This window comes from Lysinibacillus sp. FSL R5-0849 (genome assembly GCF_038595075.1).
GTDB classification, from domain to species: domain Bacteria; phylum Bacillota; class Bacilli; order Bacillales_A; family Planococcaceae; genus Lysinibacillus; species Lysinibacillus fusiformis.
In genome coordinates this window covers 324,774-339,301 of record NZ_CP152004.1, presented here as the reverse complement: position 1 = coordinate 339,301, position 14,528 = coordinate 324,774, and the positions used below count along the sequence as shown (strand labels likewise).

Sequence of the window (14,528 nt, the reverse complement as noted above, 5' to 3'; positions counted from 1 at the left end):
TAGAATACCACTTATTCCAAAATAGAATAAATCGCTATATTTCTTACTTACGTATCGTATTAAGTAACTGTTTTAAGGCATACGATTGATATGTATTTTTTTTGGTGATAATCCCCAAACGCCAAGGCATGTCAAAATTAGCTAAGGGAATCATTTTGACATTATTATTTGTTTGCTTAGTAGCAATAGAATATGGCAGTAATGTTATTCCTAAATTTGATGAGACCAGTTCAACTATCAAATCCCACTGCGAACTTTTATAGCCTATATTTGGTGAAAATCCAACACTTTCACATGATTTAATCACATAATCATGTAAAGCGAACTCCTCAGCAAAAATAATAAAGGTTTCATTTTTTAAATCCTGCAATTGTATTTCGTTAAACTGAGCTAATGGGTGTAGTTCATTTATAAATACATAAAATTGATCTTCTACAAATGGCTGAACCGAAAACTTCCTTTCATCGGTCGGTAGTACAACAATCCCCATATCAACATCACCGTTTTCTACTAACGTACCCACCGTTTTTGCACCTCGTTCAACAAGCTCCAAATGCACGTCAGGATATTGTTGATGAAATTCTCTAGCCATTTTCGGAAAAAATAATGTCCCAATTAAAGGTGGAATCCCTAGCTTGATGGAGCCTTTCTTTATATTTAATAAATCATCTAGTAAAATGTGCAGGTCTTGAACGGAACGCATGATTTTTTGCCCCTGTTTAAAAACAATACTACCTGCATCTGTTAGCTCGACATTGCGTGTAGATCTATTCAATAGTTTTACATGCAATGTATCTTCTAATTTTTTTATGCTTTTACTTAATGAAGGCTGAGATACAAATGTTTCATTCGCAGCCTTCGTAAAGCTACCATGCTCGACAACAGACATAAATGCTTTTAAATCTCGTAATTCCATAAATATCTTCCCCATTTATTCTTTTTGATGAAAGTCTCAGCAAAATTCTCTTATAGTAATTAATTCTTCTTCATCTATGGTAATCCTTCTAGAAAAAATAAGTGCACGGAAACTACAACTATCATCCAGAAGATATTCCTTGATTTTCCACACACCTCTTCAACAAAAAAATACACCACCTATCATTAGATTTTTACATCTAAATATAGTGGTGTATTGACTATTAGTGGGCCTTTTCCAATGCTAATTTAATGCCGAATCCTATTAACACAGCACCTGTCAATCCTTCGATTACTGCCTTAGTAGTTGGCCTTTTCATAAATGCACTAATGCGATCTAATAGATAGACATAAAATACAAACCATAACATCGTTAAAGCTGTATATATTAATCCCATCATTAAAAACGGTAGGAATGTTCCACTCGTTCCATCCACAAATTGAGGAAGAAATGTTAGGAAAAATACAGCCACCTTCGGATTCGTCACATTAGTGAGGAACCCTTGCTTAAAGCATGATTGATGTGAGTACTTATGATCCATATTAGCTTCATCCTGCACTTCGGGTGATTGTGCACGAATTGTCCGTAAGGTCCACAATGTTTTAATACCTAAATAACATAAGTAAACTGCACCAATATACTTTAATGCAGCAAACACATAAGCTGATTTCACAATAATAGCGGAAAGCCCAATGACAGCTGCGCACGTATGAATCAATAAACCACCGCAAGACCCTAAAATAGTCTGCAAGCCACCTTTTCTACTTACAATCAAGGTATTCTTTGTCGCAATAGCTGTATCTGGACCAGGTAAAATTATGAGTAAAATGCACATAACTAAGAAAACAGAGATGTTAACCATTTTGCTCCCCTACTTTCTGTCAGAAAATTATAAAAATAATTGTAGCATATGTACTTCCTTACAGAAAGATACTAAATTTTTTCTTTTAACATTGACATACAACCATTAGGTGTTATATATTCATAACACCTAATGGTTACATTTTATCTATAAAGGAGATTGACACATGAGCGGAAAATTACCCGATATTGTTAAAACAATTACACTTAATGCACCTATAGAAAAGGTGTGGGATACTGTAGCAACTGCAGAAAAAATTGCTGCTTGGTTTATGCCCAATGATTTTCAACCTATTGAGGGACATGAATTTACGATTCAATCGCCGTTTGGTCCTTCACCCTGTAAAGTTGAACGTGTAGATGCGCCACATTTTCTAAGATTTGCTTGGGATGAGGATGGTTGGTTCGTTACTTTTGAGCTAAAAGAAGTTGGAGAACAAACAGAATTTACCTTAACACATGGTGGCTGGAAGGAAGCTTCACATATTATTCCTAAAGCTAACGCTGCTACTGAAGCCATTCGCACAAAAATGGATGGCGGCTGGACAATGATCATCCACCATAAATTAAAAGAAATTGCAGAAGCCTAATGATCCAAGAAGCAATTAAATATGACGTTTTTCAGGCAATTGCAGATCCGACAAGAAGAAATGTTTTAAAGCTACTTGCATCTAGTGATAGACCTATCTCTAATATTTCAGAGCATTTTGCGATTAGTCGAACAGCTGTTGTGAAGCACTTAAAAATTTTAGAACAGGCAGAGCTTGTGTCTGCTCAAAAAAAAGGTCGCGAAAAGATCTACACTTTGCATAGTGAGCGTTTAAAGGAAATTGAGGATTGGCTCCAATACTTTCATTTATTCTGGGACAATAAATTGGCGCAGCTACAAAGCCTGGTGGAAGACAATTAAAATATGGAGCTGTCTTATTAGGGACAGCTCCTCATTTAAAAGAGATAAAATAATCCTCCATTAATAATGTCAATTTTAATTTTAGATTCGTATTGCTCCTCTAATGCTTTTCTTTCAATTTCATAGCATTCCGGTTTATCCTCTACATCCTCATAAAAATAATCCAATACTCGTTGATCACGTTGCCATCTCTTTTGCGCTTCAATGGCCCACGAATGATCATCCTTTTCAATAATGGATTCCACTGCTGCATTTAATCTTTCAAGAGCACGTACTGGTTTTATTATATATTGCACATGAAAAACATTCTCTGCTGGTTCGGAGTCATAATCTGAGGCATAAATCGATTCATGAAAATTCTCTTTGATAACACCCGTTAATAAATTAATACCAAATGAATACATCATTTCTTTTGTCCGATCACAGCAATAGGAAACTTTAAAATTAACGCCTAGCCATGGAGTAAGGATAACCTGCCCCATTGCATGATCAACTTTTTCAAATAATTGGACATAGGCACCTAGTTCTCCTGTCGCATGAAAAAGCTGATTTAACCGTGGTGAGCCATAATGAATAACTTCACCAAACAAGTTACCGGCCATAGCTGTCTGATCTGTAATAAAGGTCACTTGAGCTGGGTTTGGTTCACTATTAGTTGCCTCTATATATTGCCAATAAAATGGTCTATTCATAATCCTTTTATCAATATCTACCGTCAACTGCACGGTCAAAGAATGATTCTCTTCCCCTAAAATAGGGCATTCATTTTCGGCGAAAAATCCCTTTAAATACTCATGAACTTGCTGCGGATACATAGTTTCCCTCCTTACCTCATACTGATTTTTTTAAGTTTGTTAAAATGGCATCTAAATCACCAACCACTTTTTCAAACACATCGATTTTGGTATGAAGTAATTCTAAGATTTTTTCTTCAATGGTATTTTCAATAGCAAGATTATATATGTGAACATCATGCTCCTGCCCCAAACGATGGACACGACCAATTCGTTGCTCTAGCTTCATAGGATTCCATGGTAAATCATAATTGATGACATGATGACAAAATTGAAGATTTATTCCCTCTCCACCAGCCTCTGTGGCAATGAGTACTTGTGCTCTTTCTTTGAATAAATGCTTCATATAATCTCGTTTACTTTTATTAAATTTACCGTTAAACAATACACTTGTAATACCTTTTGAATGTAAATACCATTGTAAGTAGATTTGAGTTGCACGGTATTCTGTAAAAATAATAACCTTATCCTTCGCCTGTTCAATAATCTCAATCGTCTTTTCTGCTTTAGAATTCACTTCTAACGCCATTAGTTTGGCTAAAATGTCTTCCATTTCTTGTGATTGTCCATGCTCCTTCAGCATATTTGTTAATGTTAATGCTGTTGCTTCCTTGCTACTGCACATTTCCTTCTGCAAAGTAATTAATGCAAAAGATCCTTTGTTTTCAAGTGAGCCAAGGAGATCGTAAACTTCTCTTTCTTCTTCCGTAAAGGTAATCGGCACAATTTGAACGCAACGATTGGTCCATTCAATACCTGTATCTTCTCTTCGATTTCTCACCATCACCTGATTGACCAATTCTTTCAAATAATCATCATGTTCTAGATGATGCTTACTGGCTGAAAAGGCCGATTGGAAGGTATCATAGTTCCCCAGATGTCCTGGTTTTAATAAGGAAATTAAATAATATAATTCGAAAACATCATTTTGTATAGGAGTGGCAGTTAATAATAAGCAAAACTTTTTCTTTAATCCTTGGACGAACTCATAAATTTGTGTTTTATTATTTTTTAATTTATGGGCCTCGTCAATAATAATCATATCGTAATCCTGCTCATAAATACGCTCCCTATGAGGGCTCTTTTTCGCCGTATCCATACTCATGATAATGACGTCATAGCGCTCTATTGGACAATTTTTTTTATAAGCAATAGCAGGTATATGAAATTTTAAATTTAACTCTTCAATCCATTGATTAATAAGGGAAGCTGGCGCTAATATTAATGCCTTCTTCACAAGGCCCCTTAACAGATATTCCTTTAAAATCAAACCCGCTTCAATTGTTTTACCAAGACCTACTTCATCTGCTAAAATGGCTTTTCCATTCATGCGTTCAATGACTGTTTCAGCTGCTTCTAGCTGATGTGCAAGAGGTTTTAAATTTGGTAAATACTTTGTAGCTTGTAGACCTTTGAAATCAGGGATTAATTTCATTTTGACAATATCATAGTTCATCTTATATAATGTCCAGCTATGCCATTGTTCAAGATCATTGACGCGATTGATAAAGCCTTCTTCCCATTCTGACGACCTCTCTATTTTCATGATCATCACCCCACCATGTCAGTATTTCTCCTTAGGTTGTCCAAAAAAGAGAAAGCTATGTTCGATCTATACAAAAAACACCCAATGAATGTAATTTTTTCATCGAGTGTTTGTTAATTCATCTGTTTGCGGAAAATACTAGGTGATAAACCTGTCACCTTTTTAAAGACACGACTAAAATAAAAATAATCCGTATAACCTACTCGATCAGCTATTTCCTTTATAGAAAAATCAGATGACCTTAATAGCATTTTGGATTTTTGAATACGTAAATCAGTTAAATAAACATGGGGACTGACACCCATTCTTTTTTCAAATACATAGCTCAATTTTTTACGGTCCCAATTACATTCATTAGCTATATCGCTCACAGTAATATTCTTTGTAAAATTTTCTTGTATACGTCAAAATGGATGCTATGTTTTGATAATCTTTCACCTTCATCAATAAAATTATTTCCTCTAAAATATTTAAAAAGAGTACTTTGGATTGAAGAAATGATAAATGACTACCCTTTTGATTTGTTGCGATTAATTGCTGCACTATGTTCATTAATTTCATGTGCTCTACAACCTGTAAAGGAAAATGACTATTATAAAGAGGAAGTTTCGCCTGTTCTTCATCAGATAGGTGAAAGTAAATGACTACATATTCTAATTTGGCCTCATTAACAGCTAAGAATCGACTGGGGAAATTGGGACCAACATGGGGGATTCGTCCTTTTTTTATGTGATAATTAGTGCCTTCTATTTTAACGTCACCTATCCCATTGATTGGGAAGATAAGTCTAGCTACATTTTCCTTTGTCTCGCTAGTCTCAGCAACCGTTTCAGAAGAAATCTGATCAGTAGTGACAGACGTAAATGTTAAAGGTGCCATTGTATAGAATTCTATAATTTCTTGCGTATTTATACTGAATAGCTCCCTTCCTATAGCATGTTTTAAAACAACAAGAAAGGAACACCTAAAATGCATGAGTGCTCCTAAGATTGATTATTTTAAGCTTTCCTGTAATAGCTTGCGATTACGTTGTTTGAAAATATCATTATGTGAGGATACAATACCGCCATCAGAAGCATCTGGCTGAATATACTTCTTCGCACTATTAACTGCGTGCAATGAATCATGAAAAGCTGCTGCAATTAAATGGATTTTGCCATCATGGTGCAAAATATCTCCTGCCGCATAAAGACCCGGAATAGATGATTCACTATTTATAGTACCAGCTATGAAATAGTCGTTTTTACGTTCAATTGCTAATGGACTATTATCTAAAAGTTCCTTATCACGTACATAGCCATGACTGATGACAACTTCATCGATAGGAATTTCCGTCACAGTACCTGTTTCATGGTTTGTTAAAGCAATTGCTTTAATCATTCCTTCTTGATCATCTGCAATTAATTTTGTAATTTCAGAATTATAATGGCATTCAATCGCACTATTCGTAAGCTCCGTAATTTGAGCCTCATGTGCAGACAATTGATCTTTTCGATACGTTAAATAGACCTTTGACGCCACTTCCATTAACTCTAGTGCCCAATCTACAGCTGTATTACCGCCACCAGAAATAATGACCGCTTTATTTTTAAATTTTTCATAGGATTTGATAGTATAGTTTAAATTAGATACCTCAAATCGTTCAGCTCCCTCAATCTCTATTTTTTGAGGATTAAGGATGCCACCACCAATAGCAACTATGACCGTTCTTGAATAGTGAATATTCCCAGACTCGGCTGTAATAACGAAAATACCCTCTTCGTTTTTAGCAATTGATAATACCTTTTCATCTGTATAAATAGAAGGATTAAATGTTAAGGCTTGCTCTACTAACTGCTTAATGAGTTGGCCACCTGAAATTGGCGTAACGCCCCCAATGTCCCAAATCATTTTCTCTGGGTAAACGTGGATTTTTCCCCCAAGCTGCGACTGAGATTCAATTAGCTTCGTCTTCATTTCACGTAAGCCACAATAAAAGCTAGAATATAAACCTGCTGGTCCTCCACCAATGATCGTTACATCATACAATTCTTGTTCAAACAATACTTAACACACCTTTCGTTTATGTTTATTTCCTATCTCAACAATTGGGCTGCGGCATCAGCTGAACTACAACCCCTACTGTATACTTTTCATCTTATAAAAATGCTTATTATTTCCTTCCTCCCCTATTATACGATAATGATAATCATTATCAAGTAAAACTTCCCCTTTTCAAAGCTATTTTGTCATTTCTTACTATTATTTAAATCATTTTTATATCGTAATTCCATCGACCATGCACTCTCAAACTAACATTAATTGCTAGTTTTAATATGTATGAAGTATAAAGTAATAGCTGTCCTAGCAGCAGGCTCCTCCTTAGCTATACGAGCTTTGCTCCAATAAGAGATAGAGCCCTTTTTCTGTTGAGACTAACGGTGCAGGTTAGTTTAAGAGTGTTGTTTAACTTGTGTTCAACAATCGGGCCATATTATTGAATAACATTTTTATATGACACGTACCAAACGACGCTTTGGGAAGGTTACTGTTTGAAAGCCCTTGATACTGAAGAGGATCAGCGGACAAAACGCGGATATTATACGCTAAGGGATAACCAAAATTCATACCAAAATCAAGATACTAAAATATACAGTAGATATCCTTTTTTGTTAAATGCAATCAAATACATGATATATCTAGTGTTTCAGCCTTTACGTATAAAATATGTGTTTTGACGGTGCTATCCCGTATATAACTTTTAGGGGGACGAAATGGGAACAACGCAAATAAAAGAAGTAGCGAGAATGAAAGATGAATTTTCCTCTTAAACAAAATTAAACAGCCAATTCCGGTAAAATACCGTGAACTGGCTGTACAAATAAAGCTATTTGTTAGATTGTTTTCGAGAAAATTTAAACTTAAAATGATTTTTTCATTTTAATAAAGTGAATACTCATACGATAAATTTATGTTTTTACGAGCATAGTATTTGCTGCCGAAGCCCCCTGATATACTGAAACCAGCCTTCTCGAACCCTGCTGTCATATCTTGAGTAGTTTCAGCAGCAAGAGTTGTAGCTCCGCTTATGTTTACTTGAGTTGTTGGGAATTTGCCTGTTGTAGAAATGCCATTTGAATTTTGTTGTTCGATATTTGAAAATGAACTACCTATTTCCCACCAAGTTCCTTGAATTCCTTTGATTTCACGGAAAGATTGCGATGAATAAATTTCTAATCGAGCCTTTAAGTATGCTTTACCATAACCTGTACCAGTCGATTGTGAAACTTCTCTTTGAACATAATTTCTAGCCGAAGAAAGTTTTCCTTGAGCAGAAATTTCAGTAATCGATTCATTAGTTTCTACTTCTTGAACAGAAATTTCAGTAATCAATTCATTAGTATCTTTGTCATAGACATTTATTTGTTCAATACTCGGGTCATTAGTTTCTACTTCTTGAACATAAACTTCACTTTTTGCATAAGGGATTTTAACGAAAAGGTCACCCACCTCTTCTTTAAAAGAATCTGTTTCAGATGCACTTGCTGTTTCTGTAAAACTGAACAATCCACCAATTAATAGTACTGCTGCTAATGAGAAAAGAGATTTTGACTTTTTCATTTTTTCCTCCTAAATTATGATTTACTACAGTTGTGAACCGCAATTTCCCTTGCTTAGTGCTTACCTTATAATAGTTTAATTTTTTACCTATTATGGATTTTATTATACATAAAATCCATAATAAGTCAATTTTAATAATATTAAAAACTACCAGTAGCGTCGATTTTTGATAACGGGATTAGTCTGCAATCTGCTGGGATAGATACTCATTTAAAGCATGGAATATAGTTTGCTGTGGTAGAATATTTTCAAAGGAAGTGTTTATATGAAGGGATTTCTAAAGTATTTAAGTGTCCTATTCTGTTTAGTTTTATTAGGGGGGTGTAGCGAGCAGGTCAAGGAGGTGGACGGTGAATTTTTATTAGGGCAATTAGGTACTGATTGGAAAAAAGAAACCTTTTATTTGGTAGCACCAATTCGATGGACAGGTGATTCACCGATAACGCTAAAATCGATTGAATTCGTTAAAGATTATCCAGACCCGCTTACTACATACGAAGAAGATGGTATAAAATGCGAGAATGAAAGATGAATTTTCCTCTTAAACAAAATTAAACAGCCAATTCCGGTAAAATACCGTGAACTGGCTGTACAAATAAAGCTATTTGCTAAATTGTTTTCGAGAAAATTTAAACTTAAAATGATTTTTTCATTTTAATAAAGTGAATACTCATACGATAAATTTATGTTTTTACGAGCATACCATTTGCCGTCGATGCCCCCTGATACACTGAAACCAGCCTTCTCGAACCCTACTTTCATACCTTGAGTAGTTTCAGCAGCAAGAGTTGTAGCTCCGCTTATGTTTACTTGAGTTGTTGGGAATTTGCCTGTTGTAGATATGCCATTTGAATTCTGTTGTTCGATATATGAATTTGAACTACCTATTTCCCACCAAGTTCCTTGAATTCCTTTGATTTCACGGAAAGATTGCGATGAATAAATTTCTAATCGAGCCTTTAAGTATGCTTTACCATAACCTGTACCAGTCGATTGTGAAACTTCTCTTTGAACATAATTTCTAGCCGAAGAAAGTTTTCCTTGAGCAGAAATTTCAGTAATCGATTCATTAGTTTCTACTTCTTGAACAGAAATTTCAGTAATCAATTCATTAGTATCTTTGTCATAGACATTTATTTGTTCAATACTCGGGTCATTAGTTTCTACTTCTTGAACATAAACTTCACTTTTTGCATAAGGGATTTTAACGAAAAGGTCACCCACCTCTTCTTTAAAAGAATCTGTTTCAGATGCACTTGCTATTTCTGTAAAACTGAACAATCCACCAATTAATAATACTGCTGCTAATGAGAAAAGAGATTTTGACTTTTTCATTTTTTCCTCCTAAATTATGATTTACTACTGTTGTGAACCGCAATTTCCCTTGCTTAGTGCTTACCTTATAATAGTTTAATTTTTACCTATTATGGATTTTATGATACAATAAATACATAATAAGTCAATTTTAATAATATTAAAAACTACCAGTAGCGTCGACTTTTGATAACGGTTTTAGTCTGCAATCTGCTGGGATAGATACTCATTTAAAGCATGGAATATAGTTTGCTGTGGTAGAATATTTTCAAAGGAAGTGTTTATATGAAGGGATTTCTAAAGTATTTAAGTGTCCTATTCTGTTTAGTTTTATTAGGCGGGTGTAGCGAGCAGGTCAAGGAGGTGGACGGTGAATTTTTATTAGGGCAATTCGGTACTGATTGGAAAAAAGAAACTTATCATGTGGTAGTACCAATTCAATGGACGGGTGATTCACCGATAACGTTAAAATCGATTGAATTCGTTAAAGATTATCCAGACCCGCTTACTACATACGAAGAAGATGGTATAAAGTATGAGATTTTTGGAGCAGACCCATTAAGGAGAACTGGTATACACGGCGAAACATATGATAGGGAGTTAAAAAATATAAACGGTTTAGAAATTAATGGTGAAGGAAAAATTGTGATAAAACTTTCGCTGGGTGATGTAAAAGCAGATAAAGCACGGAGGTTGAAAATTAAATTTGATAGTGACGGAGAAGAAGTTGAAAAAATTGTTGTATGGAAAACACTTGAACAAATAACAACGGAAAATCGTTAAAAATTTATATGTTTTGTTATCAGAAATCATTAAGTTTCAGAGATTATAATATATACAAACTAAATCTTAATAACGTTCCCAAATCAAAGTTGGGCAGACGCAAAGGGCTAAGAAACGCTGAAAAACAAACGTTTCTTGGCTTTTTCTTTGGATATTGGTTATACAGCTTTTTATACAAAGGTATATAAAGATAGCCACAATAAGACTTTTCGATACTTTGCAGAAAACGTTGTAGGGGGTATTATCTGAATAAAAAACTGCATATAGAGATGTTGTAAATCTTTATTTTTCTCAATCCTATACTTTAATTGCTGGGGATTTAGATGAAACAATATTCAACAATCGGGCACATTAGTTGAATAAGAAACTAAATAAAGGACCACACATATTAGATATATCTAAATTGTGTGGCCCTTTATTTTCAACACTTTTCCCCATCTAACCTAAATATAAATTATTCTAGTAAAATAAAAAAACCCAATCCATTAATTACTAAAATATACGTAAACGTTAGTTTTTGTTACACTATTGGAAAAAGCGAAAAGAGGTCGTCATGAAAAGAAAAATATTTATATTACATGAAATATACGGCATCAATCAATTTATCAAAGAACAAGCCCAATCCTACCTTGACGAGTATACCTCCGTTTGCTGTGTTTCACTTTATCCAGAAGGAAAATCCTTTTCATACAAACAGGCACAACAAGCTTATGATTATTTCTTACATACAGTCGGCTTTGACGCACCTCTTGAGATGTTATCCAAAAAACTACTAAAGGCATGTGAAAAATATGATGAAGTAGTGCTAATTGGATATAGTGTAGGTGCCACATTAGCCTGGAGATTATCAACTCTTCCCTTACATCGAGTTATTTGTGTTTATGGCTCACGAATACGACAATTCTTAGATGTCCAACCATCATGTCCAACTTTGGTCATTTTACCTAGCTATGAAAGTAGCTTTGATGTGAATGCATTAAAACAGGAACTCAGACATAAATCCAATGTTCAAATGGAGCAATATCAAGGATATCACGGTTTTATAGATACTTATAATTCCAATTTTTGTCCAGCTAGCTACATGCAAGCACACGCAAAAATCTTAAACTTTTTACGAGTAGAACAACATTAGGAGGAACAAACAATGGAACAACATATAGATATTTTGGTTGACCCTTATATTGAGGGAGGTAATGTGATATATCCGAGCTTTCCTATATCCTTACAACCCGGCATGATTATCGGCATCTACACGGATGTTTCTAAAATACATACTTTAATGCAATGGTTTATGAAACGAGATCATACATTTACATATTTCCGCGAAAGTGCACTCTATGAACGCCTTACTGTTCGTGAGCATATACGTTTTTATTTAAAATTATTCAAACGTCCAACTAATGAGGTTGAGGATTTATTAAAGATATTTAGCTTAACTGATCAAAGAAACATTCGAATTAGTAAGCTTTCTACTAGTGAAAAACAGCGATTAAAGCTATTGGGTACATATCTTCAGGAAGTGTCTCTTCTTGTATTAGAAGAACCCTTTCAAAATATCGATGAGTTTTCCAAGCAAAATGTCCAACAAATACTAAAAACACTCACAAAAAGGCAAAAAAGCATCATTTTACTTTCTAATAATCTAGAAGACTTAATGATTGCAAGTACCGCTATACATAGATTAGATGGGGCCGGCTTACATACCTTGGATGTTAAAGCGGAAGAATTAGAGCAAACACCACCTCCCCAACTTGAAAATTCACCGATTCGCATTGATAAAATTCCAACAAAGAAAAATGACAAGATCATTTTATTCAATCCGCCAGAGATTGATTATATTGAAAGTGTGGAAGGTATCGTTTCTGTTAATGTTGCAGGTGAAGCCTACCCATGTACACTATCACTGAATGAGCTAGAGCAAAAACTGACACCATTCGGCTTTTTCAGAAGCCACCGTTCATACATTGTTAACCTACAAAAGGTTCGAGAGATCATTACATGGACACGCAATAGCTATAGCCTTGCACTCAACAGTACTGATAAAACCGTTGTGCCTTTGTCGAAAAATAAACTAGCAGATTTAAAGGAAATACTCGGAATTTAGTAGATTTCCCAGGAAATAAACGACTCCTGTCACCTTCCATATTGTTTCGTTGATGTTCTTTTTTCCGCCTCTCATCTAATTTTTGCTGTGAACCTTTCACTTGTTGTTTATAGTTTAGACATCAACAACAAACAGGAGGCTTACACATGAACGCAGTAATTGATGTACAGCATTTGAAAAAAATCTTTAATAAAGAAACCGCCCTACAAGATGTTTCCTTTACTATACAAAAAGGAGAAATATTTGGTTTCCTTGGTCCGAGTGGCTCTGGAAAAACAACTACTATTAAAATATTGACTGCGCAAACTGAAAAAACGGCTGGAAATGTTCTATTATTTGGACAGCCAGCAGCTGACATGAAACAAAGTCAAAATCGTAAACGTTTTGGCATATTAACAGATAATAGCGGTTTGTATACTAGGTTATCTATTGAGGAGAATTTATTACTCTATAGTAAGTTATATGAGCTGTCAGTCACTGCCGTTAAAGAAGCTCTTGATTTTGTGAACTTATATGCTGATCGTAAAAAGAAGATTAGTCAGCTATCAAAGGGAATGATACAGCGGGTTACACTGGCTAGAGCTATTATGCATAAGCCCGAATTATTATTTTTAGATGAGCCTACTTCTGCCCTTGATCCTGTAAATACAGAACATATCTATAATGGTTTACGAAAACTGAATGCCATGGGGACAACGATATTTTTAACAACACATGACATGAGCGAAGCCGAAATACTTTGTGACCGAGTTGCTTTTCTGCATAAAGGGAAAATTCGAGCAATTGGTGCTCCAAGCGACTTGAAGCAGGAATTTGGCACCGATTCTCTGACTGTTGGGCTTACAGATGGTACACAAGAAGTTATTCAAAACGGCGCTCAAGATGCTGAGAAGCTGTATCAATGGATGAAAGCCAATGTCGTTACTCGAATCCATACAAATGAACCAACATTAGGCGATATTTTTATGCAAATAACAGGGAGTGATTTAGTATGAATATTTCAATGACAAGAATTCAAGCTATATTAATGAAAGATTATAAGGAATTTTCACGTAACTATGCTGTATCTTCGATGGTACTCTTACCGATAATTTTGGCATTTTTATATAACCAATCCGGTGCATCCTCTATCAACGCTTATCTCTTACCTATTAATATGACATTTTCAATGGTAACGGCTTATATACAATGCTGTTTAATTGCGGAGGAGAAGGAGAAAAATACATTACGCAGCCTGATGCTCTCCCCTGCCTCACTAGGAGATATATTAATTGGTAAAAGCTTATTTGTTCTTATCGTAACGATGATCGTGGTAGCTATGTCTATTTTTATTGTCGGATATAATCCATCTAACCTACTCATTTTAGCGATTTCATTAGTACTTTCTACTGTATTTTATATTGCACTTGGAACGATTTGTGGACTATTTTCTAAGTCTATTATGGAAGGTTCCATCATTGTTTTACCGGTTATCATAATTTTCTCTTTTGGCCCAATCGCCCTAAATTTTGCTTCTACTTATCCAATCCTAAAGATTGCAGAATGGTTACCAAGCTCACAATTATTACTGTTAGCAGAAGCATTAGAAGGTAAATATTCAATGTCAGATGTATTCATTCCTATGATTACGATAGTTGTATGGTCTCTACTTTCTTGGTTTCTCGCTGCATTTATTTATAAAAAAAGAATGGTCGATTAAT

The 14,528-nt window shown here is 34.8% G+C and carries 17 protein-coding genes; 8 read left to right on the top strand and 9 right to left on the bottom strand.

Annotated elements, in window-relative coordinates; all coding sequences use genetic code 11:
• Positions 1-43: 43 nt before the first annotated feature.
• Positions 44-916: a LysR family transcriptional regulator gene (locus MKY80_RS01650; RefSeq protein ID WP_342531663.1), complete on the bottom strand. Its 873-nt coding sequence runs from the start codon at positions 914-916 to the stop codon at positions 44-46.
• Between the two features lie 223 nt (positions 917-1,139).
• Entirely contained in the window at positions 1,140-1,778 is a 639-nt protein-coding gene (locus tag MKY80_RS01645; protein WP_008176294.1) for a LysE family translocator, read from the bottom strand.
• A 166-nt stretch (positions 1,779-1,944) separates the two neighbouring features.
• Here MKY80_RS01645 and MKY80_RS01640 point away from each other — a divergent pair, with 166 nt between their 5' ends.
• Both MKY80_RS01640 and MKY80_RS01635 read left to right on the top strand, forming a co-directional pair.
• Positions 1,945-2,367 carry an SRPBCC domain-containing protein gene (locus MKY80_RS01640; RefSeq protein ID WP_008176296.1) on the top strand — a complete coding sequence of 141 codons (423 nt, stop codon included), beginning with the start codon at positions 1,945-1,947 and terminating at the stop codon, positions 2,365-2,367.
• Positions 2,367-2,687 (top strand): metalloregulator ArsR/SmtB family transcription factor, encoded by a 321-nt coding sequence (locus MKY80_RS01635; protein WP_036222843.1) that lies wholly within the window; start codon positions 2,367-2,369, stop codon positions 2,685-2,687. Before MKY80_RS01640 ends, MKY80_RS01635 begins: the two co-directional genes overlap by 1 nt.
• 35 nt (positions 2,688-2,722) lie before the next feature.
• Here MKY80_RS01635 and MKY80_RS01630 read toward each other — a convergent pair whose 3' ends face one another.
• The 6 genes from MKY80_RS01630 to MKY80_RS01605 all read right to left on the bottom strand — a co-directional run bounded on the left by MKY80_RS01630 (position 2,723) and on the right by MKY80_RS01605 (position 8,627).
• Positions 2,723-3,502: a YqhG family protein gene (locus MKY80_RS01630; protein ID WP_008176300.1), complete on the bottom strand. Its 780-nt coding sequence runs from the start codon at positions 3,500-3,502 to the stop codon at positions 2,723-2,725.
• A 16-nt stretch (positions 3,503-3,518) separates the two neighbouring features.
• Entirely contained in the window at positions 3,519-5,033 is a 1,515-nt protein-coding gene (locus MKY80_RS01625; RefSeq protein WP_171365369.1) for an SNF2-related protein, read from the bottom strand.
• 107 nt (positions 5,034-5,140) lie between these two features.
• Complete coding sequence (locus MKY80_RS01620) at positions 5,141-5,398, bottom strand: AraC family transcriptional regulator (RefSeq protein WP_342531656.1); 258 nt, start codon at positions 5,396-5,398, stop codon at positions 5,141-5,143.
• Positions 5,382-6,002 carry a hypothetical protein gene (locus MKY80_RS01615; RefSeq protein WP_342531654.1) on the bottom strand — a complete coding sequence of 207 codons (621 nt, stop codon included), beginning with the start codon at positions 6,000-6,002 and terminating at the stop codon, positions 5,382-5,384. Before MKY80_RS01615 ends, MKY80_RS01620 begins: the two co-directional genes overlap by 17 nt.
• Positions 6,003-6,020: 18 nt before the next feature.
• Positions 6,021-7,070: an NAD(P)/FAD-dependent oxidoreductase gene (locus MKY80_RS01610; RefSeq protein ID WP_171365371.1), complete on the bottom strand. Its 1,050-nt coding sequence runs from the start codon at positions 7,068-7,070 to the stop codon at positions 6,021-6,023.
• Positions 7,071-7,946: 876 nt separating this feature from the next.
• Entirely contained in the window at positions 7,947-8,627 is a 681-nt protein-coding gene (locus tag MKY80_RS01605; RefSeq protein ID WP_342531652.1) for a hypothetical protein, read from the bottom strand.
• Positions 8,628-8,970: 343 nt separating this feature from the next.
• Between MKY80_RS01605 and MKY80_RS01600 the strand changes: the two genes are divergently transcribed.
• Complete coding sequence (locus tag MKY80_RS01600) at positions 8,971-9,159, top strand: hypothetical protein (protein WP_342531650.1); 189 nt, start codon at positions 8,971-8,973, stop codon at positions 9,157-9,159.
• A gap of 122 nt (positions 9,160-9,281) precedes the next feature.
• On the opposite strand, the gene MKY80_RS01595 is transcribed toward MKY80_RS01600, so the two are convergent.
• Positions 9,282-9,962 (bottom strand): hypothetical protein, encoded by a 681-nt coding sequence (locus tag MKY80_RS01595; RefSeq protein WP_342531648.1) that lies wholly within the window; start codon positions 9,960-9,962, stop codon positions 9,282-9,284.
• A 342-nt stretch (positions 9,963-10,304) separates the two neighbouring features.
• Between MKY80_RS01595 and MKY80_RS01590 the strand changes: the two genes are divergently transcribed.
• From MKY80_RS01590 to MKY80_RS01570, 5 genes are all read left to right on the top strand, one after another.
• The gene (locus MKY80_RS01590) at positions 10,305-10,724 is read left to right on the top strand and encodes a hypothetical protein (protein WP_342531646.1); all 420 of its coding nucleotides are present in this window, start codon (positions 10,305-10,307) and stop codon (positions 10,722-10,724) included.
• 553 nt (positions 10,725-11,277) lie between these two features.
• Positions 11,278-11,856, top strand: a complete 579-nt coding sequence (locus MKY80_RS01585) for a dienelactone hydrolase family protein (protein WP_043990110.1) — start codon at positions 11,278-11,280, stop codon at positions 11,854-11,856.
• Between the two features lie 12 nt (positions 11,857-11,868).
• Positions 11,869-12,828, top strand: coding sequence for a LytTR family transcriptional regulator DNA-binding domain-containing protein (locus tag MKY80_RS01580; RefSeq protein ID WP_008176314.1), 960 nt, complete (start codon positions 11,869-11,871; stop codon positions 12,826-12,828).
• Positions 12,829-12,974: 146 nt separating this feature from the next.
• Positions 12,975-13,823 carry an ABC transporter ATP-binding protein gene (locus MKY80_RS01575; protein ID WP_090002401.1) on the top strand — a complete coding sequence of 283 codons (849 nt, stop codon included), beginning with the start codon at positions 12,975-12,977 and terminating at the stop codon, positions 13,821-13,823.
• A complete protein-coding gene (locus MKY80_RS01570) occupies positions 13,820-14,527 on the top strand; it encodes an ABC transporter permease (RefSeq protein WP_090002399.1) in 708 nt (235 codons plus the stop codon). Before MKY80_RS01575 ends, MKY80_RS01570 begins: the two co-directional genes overlap by 4 nt.
• The last annotated feature ends 1 nt before the right edge of the window (position 14,528 follow it).

Excerpts from the sequence above, each read along its gene's own strand:
- MKY80_RS01650 (WP_342531663.1), bottom strand. The coding sequence starts at position 916 with ATGGAATTACGAGATTTAAAAGCATTTATGTCTGTTGTCGAGCATGGT.
- MKY80_RS01645 (WP_008176294.1), bottom strand. The coding sequence starts at position 1,778 with ATGGTTAACATCTCTGTTTTCTTAGTTATGTGCATTTTACTCATAATT.
- MKY80_RS01640 (WP_008176296.1), top strand. The coding sequence starts at position 1,945 with ATGAGCGGAAAATTACCCGATATTGTTAAAACAATTACACTTAATGCA.
- MKY80_RS01635 (WP_036222843.1), top strand. The coding sequence starts at position 2,367 with ATGATCCAAGAAGCAATTAAATATGACGTTTTTCAGGCAATTGCAGAT.
- MKY80_RS01630 (WP_008176300.1), bottom strand. The coding sequence starts at position 3,502 with ATGTATCCGCAGCAAGTTCATGAGTATTTAAAGGGATTTTTCGCCGAA.
- MKY80_RS01625 (WP_171365369.1), bottom strand. The coding sequence starts at position 5,033 with ATGATCATGAAAATAGAGAGGTCGTCAGAATGGGAAGAAGGCTTTATC.
- MKY80_RS01615 (WP_342531654.1), bottom strand. The coding sequence starts at position 6,002 with ATGCATTTTAGGTGTTCCTTTCTTGTTGTTTTAAAACATGCTATAGGA.
- MKY80_RS01605 (WP_342531652.1), bottom strand. The coding sequence starts at position 8,627 with ATGAAAAAGTCAAAATCTCTTTTCTCATTAGCAGCAGTACTATTAATT.
- MKY80_RS01595 (WP_342531648.1), bottom strand. The coding sequence starts at position 9,962 with ATGAAAAAGTCAAAATCTCTTTTCTCATTAGCAGCAGTATTATTAATT.
- MKY80_RS01585 (WP_043990110.1), top strand. The coding sequence starts at position 11,278 with ATGAAAAGAAAAATATTTATATTACATGAAATATACGGCATCAATCAA.
- MKY80_RS01580 (WP_008176314.1), top strand. The coding sequence starts at position 11,869 with ATGGAACAACATATAGATATTTTGGTTGACCCTTATATTGAGGGAGGT.
- MKY80_RS01575 (WP_090002401.1), top strand. The coding sequence starts at position 12,975 with ATGAACGCAGTAATTGATGTACAGCATTTGAAAAAAATCTTTAATAAA.
- MKY80_RS01570 (WP_090002399.1), top strand. The coding sequence starts at position 13,820 with ATGAATATTTCAATGACAAGAATTCAAGCTATATTAATGAAAGATTAT.